General features: G+C 40.1%; 15 protein-coding genes. 8 read left to right on the top strand and 7 right to left on the bottom strand.

What is annotated here, in order from left to right; genetic code table 11:
- Positions 1-128: 128 nt before the first annotated feature.
- The 6 genes from FTT87_RS04675 to plsB form a co-directional block, all read right to left on the bottom strand.
- Positions 129-665 (bottom strand): DUF2058 domain-containing protein, encoded by a 537-nt coding sequence (locus tag FTT87_RS04675; protein WP_086196967.1) that lies wholly within the window; start codon positions 663-665, stop codon positions 129-131.
- Positions 666-679: 14 nt separating this feature from the next.
- The gene (locus FTT87_RS04670; RefSeq protein ID WP_180042577.1) at positions 680-1,354 is read right to left on the bottom strand and encodes a YoaK family protein; all 675 of its coding nucleotides are present in this window, start codon (positions 1,352-1,354) and stop codon (positions 680-682) included.
- A gap of 32 nt (positions 1,355-1,386) precedes the next feature.
- Positions 1,387-2,580 carry a serine/threonine transporter SstT gene (sstT, locus tag FTT87_RS04665; protein ID WP_180042576.1) on the bottom strand — a complete coding sequence of 398 codons (1,194 nt, stop codon included), beginning with the start codon at positions 2,578-2,580 and terminating at the stop codon, positions 1,387-1,389.
- Between the two features lie 312 nt (positions 2,581-2,892).
- Positions 2,893-4,617, bottom strand: a complete 1,725-nt coding sequence (locus tag FTT87_RS04660) for a SulP family inorganic anion transporter (protein WP_180174507.1) — start codon at positions 4,615-4,617, stop codon at positions 2,893-2,895.
- A 101-nt stretch (positions 4,618-4,718) separates the two neighbouring features.
- Positions 4,719-5,036, bottom strand: a complete 318-nt coding sequence (locus FTT87_RS04655; protein ID WP_086196964.1) for a metalloregulator ArsR/SmtB family transcription factor — start codon at positions 5,034-5,036, stop codon at positions 4,719-4,721.
- A gap of 199 nt (positions 5,037-5,235) precedes the next feature.
- Entirely contained in the window at positions 5,236-7,722 is a 2,487-nt protein-coding gene (plsB, locus tag FTT87_RS04650) for a glycerol-3-phosphate 1-O-acyltransferase PlsB (RefSeq protein ID WP_180174506.1), read from the bottom strand.
- A gap of 266 nt (positions 7,723-7,988) precedes the next feature.
- Here plsB and cysK point away from each other — a divergent pair, with 266 nt between their 5' ends.
- Both cysK and FTT87_RS04640 read left to right on the top strand, forming a co-directional pair.
- The gene (cysK, locus tag FTT87_RS04645; protein WP_180042573.1) at positions 7,989-8,987 is read left to right on the top strand and encodes a cysteine synthase A; all 999 of its coding nucleotides are present in this window, start codon (positions 7,989-7,991) and stop codon (positions 8,985-8,987) included.
- 350 nt (positions 8,988-9,337) lie between these two features.
- Positions 9,338-10,273 (top strand): LysR substrate-binding domain-containing protein, encoded by a 936-nt coding sequence (locus FTT87_RS04640; protein WP_086196961.1) that lies wholly within the window; start codon positions 9,338-9,340, stop codon positions 10,271-10,273.
- A gap of 22 nt (positions 10,274-10,295) precedes the next feature.
- On the opposite strand, the gene FTT87_RS04635 is transcribed toward FTT87_RS04640, so the two are convergent.
- Positions 10,296-10,895 carry a TetR/AcrR family transcriptional regulator gene (locus FTT87_RS04635; protein WP_086196960.1) on the bottom strand — a complete coding sequence of 200 codons (600 nt, stop codon included), beginning with the start codon at positions 10,893-10,895 and terminating at the stop codon, positions 10,296-10,298.
- 686 nt (positions 10,896-11,581) lie between these two features.
- Between FTT87_RS04635 and FTT87_RS04630 the strand changes: the two genes are divergently transcribed.
- The 6 genes from FTT87_RS04630 (at position 11,582) to FTT87_RS04605 (ending at position 20,192) form a co-directional block, all read left to right on the top strand.
- A complete protein-coding gene (locus FTT87_RS04630) occupies positions 11,582-13,363 on the top strand; it encodes an acyl-CoA dehydrogenase C-terminal domain-containing protein (RefSeq protein ID WP_086196959.1) in 1,782 nt (593 codons plus the stop codon).
- Between the two features lie 105 nt (positions 13,364-13,468).
- Positions 13,469-14,638: a thiolase family protein gene (locus tag FTT87_RS04625; RefSeq protein WP_086197079.1), complete on the top strand. Its 1,170-nt coding sequence runs from the start codon at positions 13,469-13,471 to the stop codon at positions 14,636-14,638.
- A 119-nt stretch (positions 14,639-14,757) separates the two neighbouring features.
- Positions 14,758-16,257, top strand: a complete 1,500-nt coding sequence (locus FTT87_RS04620) for an acetyl-CoA hydrolase/transferase family protein (RefSeq protein WP_180042572.1) — start codon at positions 14,758-14,760, stop codon at positions 16,255-16,257.
- A 226-nt stretch (positions 16,258-16,483) separates the two neighbouring features.
- Entirely contained in the window at positions 16,484-16,825 is a 342-nt protein-coding gene (locus FTT87_RS04615) for a hypothetical protein (protein ID WP_180042571.1), read from the top strand.
- A 953-nt stretch (positions 16,826-17,778) separates the two neighbouring features.
- Positions 17,779-18,279, top strand: coding sequence for a pyridoxamine 5'-phosphate oxidase family protein (locus tag FTT87_RS04610; protein WP_166170009.1), 501 nt, complete (start codon positions 17,779-17,781; stop codon positions 18,277-18,279).
- A gap of 722 nt (positions 18,280-19,001) precedes the next feature.
- Entirely contained in the window at positions 19,002-20,192 is a 1,191-nt protein-coding gene (locus FTT87_RS04605) for an MFS transporter (RefSeq protein ID WP_180042570.1), read from the top strand.
- Positions 20,193-20,201: the final 9 nt, after the last annotated feature.

Genomic DNA, 20,201 nt, shown 5'->3' with positions numbered 1-20,201 from the left:
CTCAAATAAAATTCACCAGCTGGGCTGATGCTGAAATTACTTAATTTCTTATCATTATTCTGTTCTTGTTATCTATGCCAATACGAATACTGGCATAGTGAATTCCTTCAATAATTGATGAGCTGGACTTACCACATTAAATCATCTGGAATGACGTAGGCTGCATATGGATCGTCTTCATCGGTGGTCTGTTCATTCTTTTCAGAATTGTTGACAATAATGAAGCCTTCCATCTTGTCGTTAATGCGCTCTGCCAAGGCTTTAGGCAAAACGGCATAACTATCTGCTTCTTTGGCAATAATGAGTGAACCTGCAACCAGCGCATTGTAAATCTGCTGATTGAGATAAATCTTTTTGACTTTATTGTCATCAATAAACTGGTAGGCCACTTCGCCATCGGTATCTTTAATTTTGTGCTGATTGATCATTTGCACAATGGCAGCTTTTAATTCTTTACCCTGTAACAGGCGTTTTTTTTCTAAATCCAGCGCCTGATCGCGAGCCAGCTTTTCTTGCTGGTCTTGAGCAATTTTGGCCTTTAATTCAGCTTCATTGCTTTGTCCGGTACGTTGCTCATGTACGGCCTGTTTTGACAGTTTTTTAGCCTTTTTATTATCGACTAAACCCGCTTTTAACAATTGAGCCTGTAATGCATTTTTGACCATAATAAATTCCGATATTACTCTTGAGTCTGCCGATAACGATAATAAATAACCCAATAAATCAAGCTAAGTGTCCAGCTTAACATCACTGGGACAAGGTAGGCATGCAATTTTAAATAAGGATAAATCACGCTGGCAAGTAGACCGCCAATGAAAAATCCAAATAAAATGAGCAAGTGCAGAATAATACGTCTACGTTCTACTTTTAGTCCCCGTAACCTGTAGCCTAAAGCCAAGCCTAAATCGGTCAAAACACCCGATAAGTGGGTTGTACGAATAATCGTACCTTTATAATGACTGACCATAGCATTCTGGATACCCATGGCACCACATGCCCAAAGTAAGGCATAACGCGGGAAATAGGGAAGTAAAAGCCAACATAACAGGATAAAAAAAGCCACCAGACTTAAGGGCAAACCGTAGCGGTGTCCTAACTTAAACTGACTATTTCCTAGTATAAATCCACTATAAAATGAGCCAATGACATAGCATAGAATAACCAGGATTAAGTAAAGGATGTGTTCAGGTTCCCACTTGAGTAAAGCCATGGCCAACATGCTGACATTTCCGGTCATATGGGAAACGGACTGATGCAGCACGGTCACCAGTCCGAGAACGTTAATCATTCCTGCATTGACTGCAAGAAAAAAAGCCCCTAATTGAACCCAGAGCGGTAAAGTTTGAAAAGGCATAACGTCACAAAAAAAACTTAATAATGACTATCTTAATCCAAACCGCGGTCAACGGCAGCAGTAAATAGCACATCTGTTGAAGAATTTAATGCAGTTTCTGTTGAATCCTGCAATACGCTAATCACCATACCAATAGCTACCACTTGCATGGCGACATCTGAACTGATCCCAAACAGGCCACAAGCGACAGGAATCAGCAATAAAGATCCCCCGGCAACACCGGAAGCACCACAGGCTGAAATGGTTGCCAGTACCGATAAAACCAGCATGGTGGTGAAATCCACCGAAATACCCAGTGTATTTACAGTGGCTAAGGTGAGGACGGTAATGGTAACAGCAGCCCCCGCCATATTAATCGTTGCTCCTAAAGGAATGGCAACGCTGGCTGTAGATTCAGCAACACCTAAACGTTTGGCCAAATCCAGATTCACAGGAATATTGGCTGCCGAACTGCGAGTAAAAAACGCCGTAATGCCACTTTCGCGTAAACATTGAAAAACCAGTGGATAGGGATTTGCACGGGTCACAAAGGCCACCATCATTGGATTGACTACCAATGCCACAAACAACATGGTGCCAATCAATACTGCTAACAATTGTGCATAGCTCTCAAACGTACTTAATCCAGCTTCTGCAAAGGTCACGGCAACCAGACCAAAAATACCCACTGGGGCAAAATTGATGACTAAACGGATCACGGTATTTACGGCATTTGCAGCATCGGTGAGCAATACTTTTGTTGAGTCATGGGCATGACGGAATGCAACCCCCAAAGCAACAGCCCAGGCCAAAATACCAATAAAGTTGGCTTCACTAATCGCAACCACAGGATTGGCCACAAAACTTAAAAGCAGGTTTTTTAAGATTTCAATCAGACTACCGGGTGGTTGCAAGTCTGCATTTGCGGGAATATCCAAAAACAAGGTACTTGGAAAAATGATACTGGCAATTACGGCACTTAATGCAGCCAGTAACATTCCAATTGCATACATTAGTATGATGGGTTTAATTTTCGCGCTATGTCCGACTTTAAAATTAGCAATAGAGGCTAAAACCAGCACAAAAACTAAAATGGGCGCAACAGATTTAAGTGCTTTAATAAACAGGTCACCTAACAGGCTTAAATAAGGAGCCAGATTCGGGAACAAAACAGCAACACCAATACCGAGAATAATGGCGATAATAATTCGGGAGACTAAACTCAAACGCATTAAAGCAGAAAACATAAAGGTGCCTTGTTACAAATACGAGGACTAAAAAATCACAAAAATATTCGGCATTTTATACCTAAAAGTGATATTGCTAAAAAGTAATTTCCATATAAAAACTAACTGCTTATTTTTAAAGTTGATATTTTTAGTTTTTCATTAATTTTTTGCCATATTTTTTAAATATTCAAATAATACAAATGCTTCCGATTATTCTGCTGTGTTGTATTCTGTTAAAAGATTCTATTTTCAAGCTCTTAATAAAATATCAAAGGCAGTCTCAAAAAACCACAGCAGAAATTGAGTGAGATCATTTATATCTGATTTGTCTTAAAATACTTCCGGGGAAAGTTCTTGCATGGCCTGAAAATGCGAAAGATAAATCCGGCCACTTAAGTGATGCAGCAGTTTTGAATGTTGTAATTTATCCATTACGGGGCCCTTAATTTCGGAAAAATTCAGTTTGATGTCCAGTTTATTGAGTTCAGCATTGAGGTCTTCCAGCATTTCCAGCGCGCTCAGATCGATGGCACTAATACTGGAGCAGTTAATGACCACATGCTCTAAATCCGTGTACTGACTCATGGCATTAATCAGGAAACCTTTAAAGGTATTGGCATTTAGAAAGGTCAGGTTTTCATCTATCCGCATGGATAGGACTGTGTCTGACGTCAGCACCTGATGACGCTGTATATTTCTAAAATGCTGGGTTCCTTCAACCAGACCAATGACAGCAATATGCGGACGGCTGATCCGCCACAGCAGCAGAATAAAGGTAGAAACAATACCCAGTAGCAAACCAGTCGAGATATCGATGCAGAGCACACCAAAGAAGGTAATCCACATGGCAATACCATCAGCTTTGGAATAACGCCAGGTTTCAATAAAGGGCTTGAAATCAACCAGTTTCCAGATGGAAACAATAATGGTTGCTGCCAGAATGCCTAAAGGCAGGTCACGGAAAAAACCGGTAAAATAAAGACTGACCACCACAATAAGCAGAGATGAAATGACCCCTGCCAGCGGAGTTTTGGCACCGGCATCTGCATTGACCACCGTGCGCGATAAGCTTCCGGTAACCGGAAATGCTGAACTGAGACCGGCACTTAAATTGGATAAACCTAACGCGATCAGTTCCTGGTTACTGTTCAAATGACTGCGTTGCTGTAGGGCAGTCGCTTGAGCAATAGATAAAGACTCGACAAAGCTGATCATGGCGATCATTGCTGCACCGGGCAACAAGGTAATGACCAAATCCAGATTCCAGTAGGGCATGCTCAGCGGGGGGAAACCTGAAGGGATTTCTCCTACTGTTTTAATGCCTACGGCTTTTAAATCCAGAAAATAGACTGCAGCAATTGAAATGACCACCAAACTTAAAGGCAAGGCTTTCGTCAGAAATGCCGTCGACCCTATTCGGCTTTGCACAGCATTGGACTGTAAAACTCTAGGGAAATAAATCAGAAAAATGAGCGCAAGCATGCCAAACATCAAAGAGGCGAAATTGCTGTATCTCACATATTGCCAAACGCTGACTACAAACTCAGGGATATTATTGGCCTTTAAAGGTACATCGACCAGAAATTTGAATTGACCCAAAGCAATCAGCAGCGCAGAGGCAATAATAAAACTCTTGATGACCGGATGACTAATCAGCTGAATCAGAAAGCCAAATCGAAATATCCCGAGCAATAAGGAAATGACACCCACCATTACTGCAAGCAGGCAGGCTGCCTGTATATAAACCGGCGAGCCAACCTCAAATAAGGGATTGAGTGTCGCGAAAGTCATCATGGAAATAATCGCGACCGGGCCAATAGAAAGCGTAGGACTGCTCCCGACCATGGCGTAAATGATCATGGGTAAAATACTGGCATACAGTCCCGTAATGGGCGGTAGTCCTGCCAGCATGGCATAGGCCATACCTTGCGGAACCAGCATTGCGATGACAATTAGGGCTGAAAGAAGGTCAGATTTAAACTTGGCGTGGTTGTAGGTACGCAGCCAGCGCCAAGCCGGTAATAGCGCCGTTAAGCGAGAATTTAAATCTGACATATCTAAAGCTAAATCACTATTTTAGATATATTATGCATAAAAAATGCTAAGAAGTCTTATCAGGACGATTACATCTTCTCAATTTTCTTTTATTTATATGATTAAATTAAATTTTTAGGACAATAGAGTTGATATAGGGTATTGAGGACCTGAACCAGTTTTTCATCTTTAATGGAATAAAAAATCTGTTTTCCATCACGACGTGTAGTCACCATATCGCTTTTACGTAGCATCATCAGTTGCTGTGATAAGGTAGGCTGGCTTATTTTTGTCGTCTGTTCTATTTGGGAGACATTTAATTCTTGTTTGGCAAGATGACATAAAATAAGTAAACGATCTGTATTGGCTAATGATTTTAATATTGTGACAACAACATCAATAGACTCATGCATAGAAGCAATTTCAAGATCGGTGTTCATACAGCATTTCCATACTACGCAACAGTAACTTAGGCAGTATACTGCCTGATTAATCTCATATAGGATGAAAATGTAACATTTTCAATGGTTTTTTATGAAAGTAATTATCAGATATTCTTATATCCATTAAAATAAGGCATTTAATCCAGATTAAATGCCTGATAGCAATGCAAAATATGATTCATCAATTTTTATGGGTCTATTTAAATCCTTTTAATTCTTTTTCATTAAAATGCACGGCTTCAGTGATTGCCTGACGCGTTTCAGGATTATACCAGTTAAAAATTGCAGACATTTTTTCTTCAAAATCATCGCTAATGACAAAATGATTTTCTTGAGTACTGAGCAGACTTTTTTCTTTTAATATAGCAATAAAGCTTTTTAATGTGGCGCTGTCAAAATAATAACCGGCCTGAATCTTTTTGGTTTGTGACAGTTTGTTTAGTACCGCTTTACCCATTTTCTCCAGTTCTTTCAGGCTCAGTGCTTGCAACGAAGCATATTGCTGAAGTAATGTAGCAATCATAGTCATGTTATTTAGGCTAGAAGCAGACAAATGGGCCAATGTTACAAACTGGTTTTGCATGTGTTCATCGGCTGGGATAGAAAGGGTTTGATCCTGACGAACAATCCAGCCTAAATGTTCTAAACCATCTATAATGATTGTGATTTCTTTTTCTAATTCATCCATAGACCATTTTAAGAAAAATTCTTCTTTAAAATAGGGATAAATATTTTTAAGGGTGTCGGTTAAATAACGTGTAGAGATTTTTTTATACGAATGCACCAGCATTGCAATTAATGCCGGTAAAATAAAACAGTGTAGAATATTATTACTAAAATAACTTAATAGAATTTTTTGACTTTCGGCAACGCGTACCCAGTTTTGGTTATTTTGGCTGAAGATTTCAACCTGTTTTAATTTTGCAGCATATTGAATAATCTCTGTGCTCGATAATTCTGTCATGATCATTTTTGCATCATATTTCATTATTTTTAATAAATGACGATATTGATCAATTTTACCGATTAAATCATGTTCAGTTAAAGCGTGATTATCTGCATTCAATAAAATAAGTGAAATTAAAGAGATGGGATTAATTACCACTGCTTTATTAATATTTTCCAAAATAGAATTTGCAACTTGGTTCACGGTTTGAATCACAGGCTGGGGTAATTCATCATGAATGTCGAGTTTAATATCCCTGGCTTGATGTTCAGCTAAAACCTGATCCAGAAAAACCGGTTCCCCAAAATTGACATGCACCTGGCCAAAGACTTTTTCAATTTTACGGACTGAACTCAAGATGCCCCAGATCGATTCGGCTTCTTTTGGTTTGCCATTTAGTTCATTTAAATAAGAGGTGCCTTCAATCAGTTTTTCATAACCAAAATAAGTGGGAATAAAGGCAATCGGCTTGGTTGCACCACGTAAATGGCTTTGTACCGTCATCGACAGCATGCCTTTTTTCGGTGGTAACAGCAGACCAGTCCGTGAACGGCCGCCTTCAATAAAGTATTCCAAAGGGGTGTTACGCGACAATAAACTATGTAAATATTCTTTAAAAACAGAGGTATATAACTCATTTCCGCTAAATGTGCGACGGATGAAATAAGCACCGCCACCACGCATGATCTGACCGACCACAGGCAGGTTGAGGTTAATGCCTGCCGCAATATGCGGAACCATCAAGCCGCGGTTAAAAATCACATAAGACAGCAATAAATAGTCAATATGACTGCGATGGCATGGGGTATAGACAATTTCGTAATCTTTGGCCAGCTCGCGAACGGTATCGAAATTATGCACTTCAATTCCATCATAAAGTTGCGTCCAGAGTTTGGTCAGCGCCAGTTCGGCAAAACGTAGGGTAGAATAGGAAAAGTCCGAAACCACTTCGGTTAAATAGCCTTTGGCACGGTTCTCTGCTTCGAACATGCTGATTTTGTTGTCAATACTTTCTTTACGAATGGCATCTTGCACCGTTTCGGTTTTCATTAACTTGTTAATGAGATTACGGCGGTCGGATAAGTCGGGACCTAAAATGGCTTCTTTGTATTTATTGAAATTGCTATTAAGTTCCTTGACCACAGAATGTGCCGGGGAAAAGTTTGGATATTCAATTTTAGATTTTTCTATAGCTGCTCTTAGGGAAATGGGTTTGTGAAATTCAATATAGTTTTCACGGCTATATAAAGAAATATTCAAGGCCTGCTTTAATTTGGATGGTGTCGCCCAGGCATCGGCAAATAAGGCTTTAAACCAGGAGTCTTCATATTCGGGTGAGCGGCCCCATAAAACCGTCACCGGAACCAGTTCTATTTCGTATTCGGGATATTTTTCCAGAGCTTCAATCAGCCGAATGAGCTTGGCCGAATAATGATAGGTTTGATTTTGTGAGTTAGGTAGGTTTAAAGCCAGAATAGAATCATCTTCCTGCAACTCCTGAATGCTGAAAGGTGTAAAAACAGAAGGCAGTTGGCGTGCTTTGGCTTCAGTATCAATCAGGACCGTGTTGCTTAAGGATGCATCTTGTAATACATAGCAAATTATTTTTTTATCTGTTTGATATTCTAAGGTTTTTTTTAATTTTTCAGTATTACCCAAGACTTGAGGAGTCACAATTTTATCTAAAATTTTCTGTGTAAATTGTCGATAGAACCGGCTATAACTCTTATGAGACATGTGATTCCCTAAATCAGTTTTCATTTGCTGGATATTGTGTGCAATTGCATGAATAAATACAAACTTTATTGATGACAATTACGTCATTTAAGTGGTAACTCTTTGGTCAATATTACAAGCTTATCGGTTTAAAAAGCATTGTTTTTTAGATTGAAATCACAACTTAAGTTGAATAAGCATAGCAATAGAAAAACTTATATTGAAGGTCTAAATGGCTTATGATGAGCGCATGACTTTAAAATCAAAAGACAGCTCAAGGAGTTAAAATGAGTACTGATTCTGCTTTTCCAGCACCGAACAATTTAGCCATAGCGGTTTATAGTGATAATGCTGAAGCGATTGGCAATACACCTTTAATTCGTATTAATCGTGCCATTTCATCCGATGCAACCGTATTGGCAAAAGTTGAAAGCCGTAATCCGGCATTCTCGGTGAAATGCCGGGTAGGTGCCGCTTTAATTGTAGATGCTGAAGAAAAAGGTTTGCTTAAACCGGGCATGCATATTGTCGAGCCAACCAGTGGTAATACCGGTATTGCACTGGCATTTGTTGCAGCTGCCAAAGGTTATGACATTACCTTAACCATGCCTGCAAGCATGAGTGTTGAGCGCCGTAAGGTGCTGAAGGCTTTTGGTGCAAATCTGGTACTGACTGAACCGGCCAAAGGCATGAAAGGTGCGGTCGATGAAGCAGTACGTTTAGCCACGGAACAACCGGATGTGTATTTTTTACCGCAACAGTTTGAAAACCCGGCCAACCCGAAAATCCATGAACAGACCACAGGCCCCGAAATTTGGGAAGCTACTGGCGGTAAAGTCGATATCCTAGTGTCTGGCGTCGGTACGGGTGGCACCATTTCCGGTATTTCACGTTATTTTGAACAGGTAAAAAATCAGCCGCTTTATTCGGTTGCTGTGGAACCTGCGGAATCACCGATTATTGGTCAGACGAAACGTGGCGAGCCATTGACTCCGGGACCGCATAAAATTCAGGGCATTGGCGCCAACTTTATTCCGAAAAACCTGGATCTGGATTTAGTGGATGAAGTCATTGCTATTGAAAGTGATACAGCTATTGAATGGGCACGCAAAACAGCAACCCATGACGGTATTCTGGTGGGTATTTCAAGTGGTGCAGCCATGGCAGCCGCAGCTCAATTGGCAGCACGTCCTGAAAATGCCGGTAAAAACATTGTGGTAATTTTACCGGATGCCGGTGAGCGCTATTTATCTTCAGTATTGTTTGAAGATATTTCAGCAGATTAATTGCTCACACGTTAAGGTTTGACTTAAATTTGAGGCAGTCAGGTTTAAGTCAAACCGTTTGAGTGATTTGCTTCTTTAGACCTCTTTCATCCATCCCTTTGATTTTTCTTACACAGACTTGAAATACATTTCAATTCTGCTTACGGAGAAAAATAAAAAGAGGGTGTCAACCATGATGAAAGCGGTCTGTTATGTTATTTTGATTTTTATTGATAGAATTTATTTTATAAGCTTCAGCCAAAGCTTATTCGTATGGCATGCTATTTCGGTATAAATGGACATTGGAAATAGCACTCAAAAGGCAGATGATGTATTGCCTCTACAAATTAAAGATTTAGGGATTTGAATCGGTGTTTGAGCTCGACTGTAAATTACTCAGCGTTTTTCTTTATATTTATAAATATAAAAGTGTTTCTGTCGCGGCTGAATATCTGGCCATGAGTCAGCCCACAGTCAGTAATATCCTGAATAAAATTCGTCAGCATTATAATGACCCGCTTTTCTTAAGAATCGGCAATGAAATGGTGCCGACTGAACTGTCGAAACAGCTGTTTCCACTGGTCAGTGAAGCCTTAAGTAAAGTTGAAATCATCAATAATTTCACCGTTGATTTTGACCAGACTACTTCACAGCAGAAATTTACTATTGCCATGACCGATGTGTCGCATTTGGTGTTATTGCCTAAAATTTCCCAATATTTAAAACAGCATGCTTCAAATATTCGTTTAAATGTTCGCGCCATTACTTCTGAAACCAGTTATCAAATGGCCAATGGAGAAATTGATCTGGCGATTGGTTTTTTACCCCATCTGGAAAATGGTTTTTATCAGCAAAAACTGTTTGAGCAATATTATGTGGTGATTGCATCCAAAAACCATCCGCGGCTGAGCGAAAACAGTCTAAGCACTGAACAATATATCAATGAACCCCATATCGATATTGATGCCGGAATGGGGCATTATCATATTGAAAATGAATTGTTAAATTTAGAACTGAAACGTAATATCTTGATGCGCTTGCCCAGTTATCTGGGCGTTGGGCTAGTGGTACAGGAAACCGATGCAATTGCGACCGTACCTTATTATTTAAGTGAAGTGTTATTGTCGCGCGGCAATTTACAGATCTTTGATGCACCGATTACTTTCCCCACCTATGCAGTCAAGCAATATTGGCATATGTCCTGCCATCACAAGACCAGCCATCAATGGCTGCGGCAGATGTGTTATGAATTGTTCTCGAAAATGAATGACCTGGATGACCCTATGCATAAAATCATTCATCAATAATTGATTTATTGAAACCCGGACATCAAGAAATTTTATCCGGGGTCATTAAGGCCTGGTTAATATACAGTTTAATCAGGCGTTCACGTGAACCAATGGCTTTCTGGTAATGGGTTGAATTGAGCAACAAGGAAGCACCATAGGTGACCGTCCAGATATAAGACAAATAGTCGCGAATCGACATGGCACTATTGAAGGATTTTAGATATTCGTCGGTCATGTCCTTAATTTCAATAATCCGCTCTTCACGTACCCGATAAAGCTGTTCAAATAATTCTTTCAGCTTGCGTTCATTATTGGTTAAGCGTTCTTCAATCACATGCAATAAAATGGTCCGGTTGGAATTTAACATGTTGTAGAGCATGTACTGTGAAACATAGGTTTTAATATTATTTTTATATTTTTTTGAAATTTCCAATAATCTTTTTTCATTCAAGATGATCAGTTCTAAATAGAGCTGATTCTTGCTTTTAAAATGTTTATAAATGGTCCCTTTGGCAATATCCAGCTCACACGCAAGTTCTGCCAGGGTAATGTCCTGATTATTATCCAGCAACAGTGTTTCTGCCATGGCTAAAATTTTCTCTTTGCGTAATTGAAAATTTTGTTGGCGTACCGTATTCATCGCAAGTCCCAGAAAGACATAAAAAAAGCCAATTTAAAATATACCGATATCAAGCCTATGACAACCCAACTAATGTCTGATATGAGCTAAAAACAAAGCACTGCTTTGTTTTTAGCATAAGAAAATAAAAAGCACTTTTTTGTTTTAATGCAAGAGAGGCAATATAAACTGATGGTTAACGAAGCACATTAAATCAGCTTAGATTTGCAATTGCATAGCACAAAATAAAAGTCAATCAGTGAGAACCTGAGAGGTCAATAATCATCAATAAAATTCCAATTACCGCATAATTATTTTATTGTCTTTTTGCGTTGAAAAAAGGGATTAACCCATAAAACGCAAAGAGCAGATATGCTGATTTAACCGTATTTCATTCACATATTTAAGCTTAGGCTTGATGGTGAGTGGTTCAGTTTAAAGTGATTTACAGAAACCATGTTTTATTCGTTGCTCATAATAGTAATGATGAAATGATTCTGAGCACTCGAGCTGATGAGTAAAGTTTTTAAACCTGATTCTCGCTACATTCATTTTTTTCTTCATGGATGTTGCAAACTGCGCGAATGGTCAAATTTTACTTAGAGAGATGTATGTGAGAATAAATCCGTTATTTCAGTATAGGTTCTTACAACTTTAAAAAGCACTTCACTATTTTTAATGCGAAGTCTTCACATAAGGAAAGCAATATGCCTATTTATAACGCACCCCTTAAAGACATGGAATTTATTTTAAATGATGTATTTAAGGCAGATGAATTCTGGCAGGGTAATGAAAACCTCGCTCATTTAGATATGGCAACGGCGAATGCGATTTTAGAGGAAATGGCCAAGTTTTCTAAAAACGTCATCCTTGATCTAAACCGCAGCAGTGATGAAGAAGGCGGCGCACAGTTTAATAATGGCGTGGTGACTACACCTAAAGGTTTTAAAGAAGCATTTAAACAGTTTGCCGAAGGTGGCTGGGTAGGTCTGGGGGCACCTGAAGAATGGGGCGGTCAGGGCATGCCTAAAATGCTGACGGTACTGGCTGATGAAATGATCTGGAGTACGAACCCCTCATTTATGCTCTACCCATTACTGACTGTGGGTGCAGGTATGGCGATTAATGACCGTGCTTCCCAAGAACAAAAAGAGACTTATCTACCAAAATTCTACACTGGTGAATGGTCAGGTACCATGTGTCTGACAGAACCGCATTCTGGTACAGATCTCGGACTGATCAAAACCAAAGCAGAACCGAATGAAGATGGCTCTTTCAATATTACCGGTACAAAAATCTTTATTACCAGTGGTGAACACGACCTGTCTGAAAACATCATTCACCTAGTTCTGGCAAAAACACCCAATGCACCAGCTGGCTCACGTGGTATTTCCTTATTCATCGTGCCGAAATTCCATGTCAATGCAGATGGATCGGTGGGTGAACGTAATGCCGTATCTGCCGGTTCTATCGAACATAAGATGGGGATTAAGGGATCTGCGACTTGCGTGATGAACTTTGATGGTGCCAAAGGTTATATCGTGGGTAAGGAAAATGAAGGTCTGGCGGCCATGTTCGTGATGATGAACTACGAACGCTTATCTATGGGGATCCAAGGGATTGGCGCGGCTGAGTTTGCCTACCAGAATGCTGCACAATATGCCACAGACCGTTTGCAGGGCCGTTCGGCAACCGGTGCAAAAGCGCCTGAAAAACCAGCCGATTCTATTTTAGTGCATGGCGATGTGCGTCGTATGTTGCTGAATGCTCGTGCCAACAATGAAGCATCACGTGCTTTTGCGGTTTATGTGGGACAACAGCTCGACATTACCAAATACTCCACCGATGCAGAAGCAGTACGTAAAGCGAATGACCGTGTTGCATTGCTTACCCCAATTGCAAAAGCTTATCTAACCGACAAGGCACTTGATTCAAGCCTGGAAGCACAAATGGTGTTTGGTGGTCACGGTTATATTCGTGAATGGGGCATGGAACAATGTATTCGTGACTTGCGTATTTCCCAAATTTACGAAGGCACCAACGGCGTTCAGGCGATTGACCTGATTGGCCGTAAGACCATCAAATGCGGTGGTGCATACCTTGCTGAATACATTGTGGAAATTCGTGAGTTTGCACAAGCTTTAGATGATGCCTTGCCAATTAAAGCCGCTACATTAAATGTGTGTACACAGGTTGAAGACATTACCGCTTTCATTGTGGATCAGGCAAAAACGGCGCCAGAGTTATCTAATGCTGTAGCAGTGGATTACTTGCATGTAGTGGGATTACTCAGTTTTGTCTATATGTATGCGCGTATTAGCCAGGCCGCTCAACCAAAAGCGGAAGCGTTCTTCCAGAACAAACTGGTGTTAGCGCAGTATTATGTAGCCAAAGTTTTACCTGACCTGGCTGCACGTGTACAACGTATTCAAGCCGGTCCCGATGTAGTGATGCAGTTACCAGAGGAATACTTTACTGCCCAATCTTAAGTTTGGCACGATGCTTTAATACAGGGTTTAATAAAGATGGAAATGACATGAGCTGAAGGTATAGCTCATGTCACACAACAAGATTGATAAATTAGGATGGAAAAAATGATTGTTATTGTAAATGGTGTTCGTACAGCAATGGGTGGCTTCCAAGGAGCACTGTCTCCATGTACAGCACCAGATTTAGGTGCAGCAGCTATTAAAGAAGCTATAGCGCGTTCGGGCTTGCAACCCACAGATATTAATGAAGTAATTTTTGGCTGTGTACTTCCGGCCGGTTTAAAACAGGGTCCGGCACGCCAAGCCATGCGTCAGGCAGGTTTACCTGACAGTACGGGTGCAACTACTATTAATAAAATTTGTGGTTCAGGCATGAAAGCGGTGATGCAGGCTGCTGATGCTATTAAAGCCGGTTCTGCTGAAATTGTAGTTGCAGGCGGTATGGAATCGATGAGTAATGCACCATATCTACTGGACAAGGCGCGTTCCGGTTATCGTATGGGACATGGCAAAATCACCGATCATATGTTTCAGGAAGGTCTGGAAGATGCTGAAACCGGTCTTTCTATGGGTATTCTTGCACAAGAAATGGCAGATAAAAAAGGTTATACCCGCGAACAGCAAGATGCCTTTGCAATCAGCTCGTTGAATAAAGCGGTCACTGCCATCAACAATGGTTATTTTAAAGAAGAAATCGTGCCTGTAACCGTGTCTTCACGTAAAGGTGATGTAGTTGTTGAGCAAGACGAACAACCGCTGAATGCCAAGGCCGATAAAATTCCAACTTTACGTCCTGCATTTAAAAAAGATGGCACCATTACTGCCGCCAATTCCAGTTCGATTTCAGATGGTGCATCGGCTTTAGTGCTGACTTCAGAGGAAATTGCGGCGCAACGGGGCTTAAAACCACTGGCAAAAATTGTCGCTTATGGCTCCAACTCACAACATCCTACAGAATTCAGTATTGCACCAGTCGGTGCGATTGAAAAAGTATTGAAAAAAGCCGGCTGGAATGCTCAGGAGGTTGATCTTTGGGAAATCAATGAAGCATTTGCCATGGTGGCGATGGCTGCGATAGATGCGTTCAATCTGGATGAAGCAAAAGTGAATATCAATGGTGGTGCTTGTGCATTGGGTCATCCACTCGGTTCATCAGGTTCACGTATTATCGTGACTTTAGTACATGCCCTAAAACGTACCGGTGGTAAAAAAGGCATTGCCAGTTTATGTATTGGTGGTGGTGAAGCAACTGCTGTTGCAGTCGAGCTGATCTAAAAAGTCTCTATCAGCGTAGAGCGATAAGTAACGAATTAGAATTTAATAAGCAATAACAACCACCATTCCAGCACGCCGGGATGGTGAAAAACAATATGTTTATTTTTGAGATTTTTATTATGAATGGTTTAGATCGCATTCGCTTAGTCTCCCTTCGCGACAAAGTTATGTCTGCTGAACAAGCGATTAAATTGATTCAAGACGGTGCTGTAGTCGGTTTAAGTGGTTTTGGTGGTGCAGGTGAGGCAAAAGCAGTACCGTTGGCGCTGGCTGAACATGCCAAAGAGCATCCCTTGAAAATTACCCTGGCGACAGGTGCCAGCCTGGGCAATAAAATTGATGGCCGTTTAAATGAAGCTCATGCAATTGAGCGCCGTTATCCTTATCAGGCTGATCCCGGTCTGCGTAAATCCATCAATGCTGGTGAGGTGATGTATATCGATCAGCATTTGTCTGAAATGGCCGATAACATCCGTCATCACAACTTGCCGTCGATTAATGTCGCGGTGATTGCAGCAACGGCGATTACTGAAGATGGGCAGATTATTCCAACCGGTTCATGCGGTAACTCGGCCAACTTTGTGGAAATGGCAGATCATGTGATTGTCGAAATTGACAATACCATTAATCCGGTGCTGGAAGGCGTACATGACATTTATGTACCGAAAGCCCGTCCGAACCGCGCACCGATTCCGTTGATTCATGTGGGTGACCGGATTGGTACCGTAGGAATTCAGGTCAGTCCGGAAAAAATTTCAGCGATTGTGCTGAATGACATTCCTGATACCTCTTTTAACATGGATGAACCGGATGAGGATACTTTGGCTATTGCCAAACATCTGATTCAGTTCTTTGAAGGCGAAGTGGCAGCTGGACGTTTACCGGAAAATCTGGGCCCATTACAGTCTGGAGTCGGTTCGATTGCCAATGCGGTTTTTTCAGGTTTTGAACATTCCAATTTTCATGACTTGGAAATGTATTCGGAAGTGTTACAGGACTGTACCTTTGAGTTGATTGATTCAGGTAAAATGACCTTTGCTTCAGGTTGTTCAATGACCTTGTCAGATTCTTGTGCACAACATGTGATGCAGAATTTTGAACAATACAAAGACAAGATTGTGCTGCGTCCGCAGGAAATTTCCAATAATCCTGAAATCATTCGCCGTTTGGGGATTATTGCCATCAATACCGCACTGGAGTTTGATATTTACGGAAACGTCAATTCTACCCATGTCACCGGCACTAAAATGATGAATGGTATCGGTGGTTCAGGTGATTTTACCCGGCATGCCCATATAGCAATTTTTGTGACCAAATCGGTCGCCAAAGGTGGGGCTATTTCATCTGTAGTTCCAATGGTTAGCCATACTGACCATACCGATCATGATGTTGATATTTTGGTGACAGAAAACGGTCTGGCAGATTTACGCGGTCTGGCTCCGCGTGAGCGTGCCCGCAAGATTATCGATTTATGTGCGCATCCTGATTATCGCGATGAACTGAATGATTATTTTGAACGTGCTTGCCAGCATGGTGGACAAACCCCACATCTTCTTGAAGAAGCCTTGTCTTGGCATGCAACATTTGAAGAGACTGGAAACATGCATAAAACTGCATAAAGATAGCTAAATGTATAAAACAAAACCCATCTTATGATGGGTTTTTTAATTTCTAATCTAATTCTAAATTAAGTTTTTATGAATGAAATGTGGAGAGAGTTTTCAAAAAAATGACGAAGACAAGACAGACTCATTACGGCTGAAACGCTTTGCCTACAAGATCTCGCTTAACCCTCAGAGGGTTCTTTTTATAATGACCGCGTCGTAACATTCAAGGTCTTAAGTTTTGAGATATCTTCAATATTTTTCAGGAATCTCATTAGCACTGTTGTTAACTGCTTGTACTACTGAAGCACCGGATTATCAGGGGAACTGGAAAAACACCCTGGAAAATCCAAAACTGGAAAATATCCTAGTCATTTCCAAGAATGGTGACAATTATTTCATTACCAATACTATTAAAGATAAAGCGACGGGTAAAACTGAAAAGAAAAATCCTGTACCTGCCTCAGTGGGCAAGAATGGTTTTCTTGAGGTCAATGCTGGTGCGGCTATGGTTGATTTTGCGATTGATGAGAAAACCGGCAATCTGGTGGGTTCAGGCTCGGTCTATAAGAAAGCAAAATAATCATATACACCTACGTCTACAGAAGATGTCATGAATATGAATGATTCATGACATTTTTTAGCTGAAAAAAATTAATAAGGCTTCAAAATCTTTAATGAAATATTCTACGTTCGCTCGAATTTCATCTATTTCATGCGCTGAATACTGATCAACGATGGCAATAACAATGATGCCTATGTTATTGAGAAAGGGGAAACGGTGAAAAACAGGGCAGGTGCTGTAATATACTTATAGCCATCACTGGGAGAAAAATGGCATTGTCTTGAGGGTAACCGTTTAATCCAACATTTTACAATTACAGATTTTTGGCCAAACCATCGTCAAAATTACCGTGTGACCTTTAATGAACCGGATCAGGTCAAAAATTTGTAAGACCAAAAACTAAGGGAACAATTTGGTGCAACAGCCTAATACCAAGATATGAACATTGAGTTCAAAAACGGGTTGATTCTACTAAAATGTCTCATCTTTTTATCTGGGATTTTTTATTTTTCAGAAATCATTCATTTTATTTTTTGGCATAGTTCCTGCTGTATTTAAATCACCATATTTATAGAGGAGAGCCATTCATTTGATCACTCAACAACAAGTATCGGTTAATTCAGTATGTATAAAAAACTGTACATACACTATAAAATAAAAGACATCAATAACTAAACCAAACTTAGTTTAAAGCAAGTTTCAAACGGCCCCGAGTGAGTTACAAGGGGCTTCTTTTTGCCTATATCTCATTTTTATTCTTATTTATCTCAAGAATCTGAAAACCTTTCCAGCTGAATGTAACAGAATTGGTCTTCGTTAATTCTTTTGATCATTGCTAACAGCTTTTATTATGCAAATGTATAAAATCAGTTAGATAGGATATTAAAACTGGAAAATATAATTAATCTTGAACAGAAGTTAAGCACAAAATTAGAGAGTTTATTTATTAGGTCTATTGCAGGAGAATAATGATGACAGATAATCAAGATCGTGAAAAATTATGGGAACTGATTAAAGAGATACGATTTTCAATGATCAGTCATAGTACTGAATCCCAGGAAATCCATGCACAACCCATGACTATGCTTAATTCTGAACGCATGAATGAAAGCCAGAACCTTTACTTTATTTTGAAAAATACCAATGATCTGGTGAATGCGATTGAATCTGGACGTAATCAGATTGGATTGTCCTTCGCTAAACCTTCAGATAGCATTTATGTGTCAATTAGTGCACATGCACATATCAGTACAAACTCAGCCCTGATTGATGAACTGTGGAACTCATCGGCTGAAAACTGGTTCGAAGGAAGAGATGATCCGAGTGTACGGGTTCTGGTTGCGGAAGCCGTCAGTGCCGAGTATTGGAATGTCACAGACAATAAAATGACCCAACTGTTTAAGGTGATGAAAGGAAGTCTTACCGGTAAAACGGATGAGCCCCATGCAGAGCATAAAAAAATGAATCTGTAGAAGGTTAAGATTGTCTCATTGAAGATCATTATTCTAAAAATAAATAAAATCTTGAAGTTTAAAAACCGGCTCTGTAGCGTAAAACTATAGGGCTTTTTTATCGGGTCATCGAGATAGTTGAATGATCATTTTACTTTTCAAAGGAAAGTTGAAATAGAGCCACTTCCTCATAAAAATGACTCGACAGGATTGCTGAAAAACGAACTAAAGCTAGCCTCATGCACTGAGGTAGAGGTCTGCTATGAAATTAAAATATTGAATCTTTGGCAGATTTCTGTAGTTAGTCATATATCTTATAAAAATATTAATGAATAACCATTTTAAATTTGGCTTTTCCTCTAAATAATTGCCATAAAAATCTTCGATGGAAAAGATCAGATAATCTTGAGAAAATTTTTATAATTATTTCAATGATATGATTATTTAGTGGAAATTTTAAAAAACATAAAATATTGTTTTATATTAATTTATTTTAAAATAATTGAAGTTTTAAATTATTTGTTGTTCTTTTACCTAAAGAGATTAGATATTTGCAGCAGTTACAAAATATTTTTTAAAACTCCTAAAAAATCGGCTTGATTTGCTCTTTTTTTGTGTATAATTTCGCCAAATTAAAACCCTGGTTGATTTATAGAAAATATCTATAATTCTTCCGGGGTTTTTCTCTGGAAATTATCCTGAAAGGGACGGCCAAAAAACCTATTTCTTGTGGTGGCACACATATGTTTTTAACTAAAACAGCACATCTGGATCATGCAACTCAGCACTCTGCACAGCGCTTATCTACATTACTGAGCTTCTTTAGTTTAGGTCTCAGTACAGCAGCATGGGCTCCGCTGATTCCTTATGCACAGCAGCGACTTCATTTGAATCATGCCGATTTTGGTACCTTATTGCTATGTATCGGTGCAGGTTCCATGCTGGCAATGCCTGCAACAGGTTTACTGATCCAGAAAGTGGGGTGTCGTGCCATTATTTCCGTAGCCGTTTTATTGTTGCTCATGGTTTTACCCACCTTTGCCTTAAGCAGTAGTATTTTGATCATGGCCATTGCTTTGTTCCTGTTTGGTACAGCTGCGGGTAGCCTGGGTGTGGCAATTAATTTACAAGCTGTGATTGTGGAAAAAAACAGTGCCAAAAGCATGATGTCGCAGTTTCATGGCATGTGTAGTTTAGGTGGTCTGGCCGGAGTCATGACTGTTACTGCCTTACTTGCAGCGGGTGTGAGCCCCTTGATGAGTGCTTTGGCAATTTGTCTTTTATTGATGGTTTTGAGCGTCATGGCTGTGCCTAACAGTTTAGCGGTCATTGAAAAGGAAGCAAAAAACGATACTACTGAAGTTGAAAGCAAGACCAAAAAATTCCCCAGTCCGTTAATCATTTTAATGGGTCTGGTGTGTTTTATTGCTTTTCTTTCAGAAGGTTCGGCAATGGATTGGAGCGGAATTTATCTGATCAATGAATACGGCGTAAAACCTGCTTTAGCTGGTCTGGCGTATACCTGCTTTGCAATTGCCATGACTTCGGGGCGTTTTGCAGGTCATTATTTAATTAAGGCTCTGGGTGAAAAAAATATCATCATCTACAGTGCAGTTTGTGCAGCGCTTGGACTGTTTACGGTGGTGGTTGCTCCACACTGGATTGTGGTTTTATTAGGCTATGCTTTACTGGGCTGGGGTTGTTCGAATATTGTTCCGGTGATGTTTTCACGTGTGGGCCGTCAAAGTGTCATGTCTAAAGCAGCCGCATTGTCATGTGTCTCTACCATGGCGTATACAGGCTCTTTATTGGGACCTGCTTTGGTTGGGATTAGCAGTGAAATGATGGGCTTGTCTGTCGTCTTTGGGTTTATTGCGACTTTGCTTTTAACCATTGCTTTTTTAAACCGTTTTACTCAGGTCAAAGCTTCTTAATATCTTGAT

The organism is Acinetobacter sp. YH01022 (genome assembly GCF_013420235.1).
GTDB lineage: Bacteria > Pseudomonadota > Gammaproteobacteria > Pseudomonadales > Moraxellaceae > Acinetobacter.
This window is presented reverse-complemented; position numbering and strand designations above follow the sequence as displayed.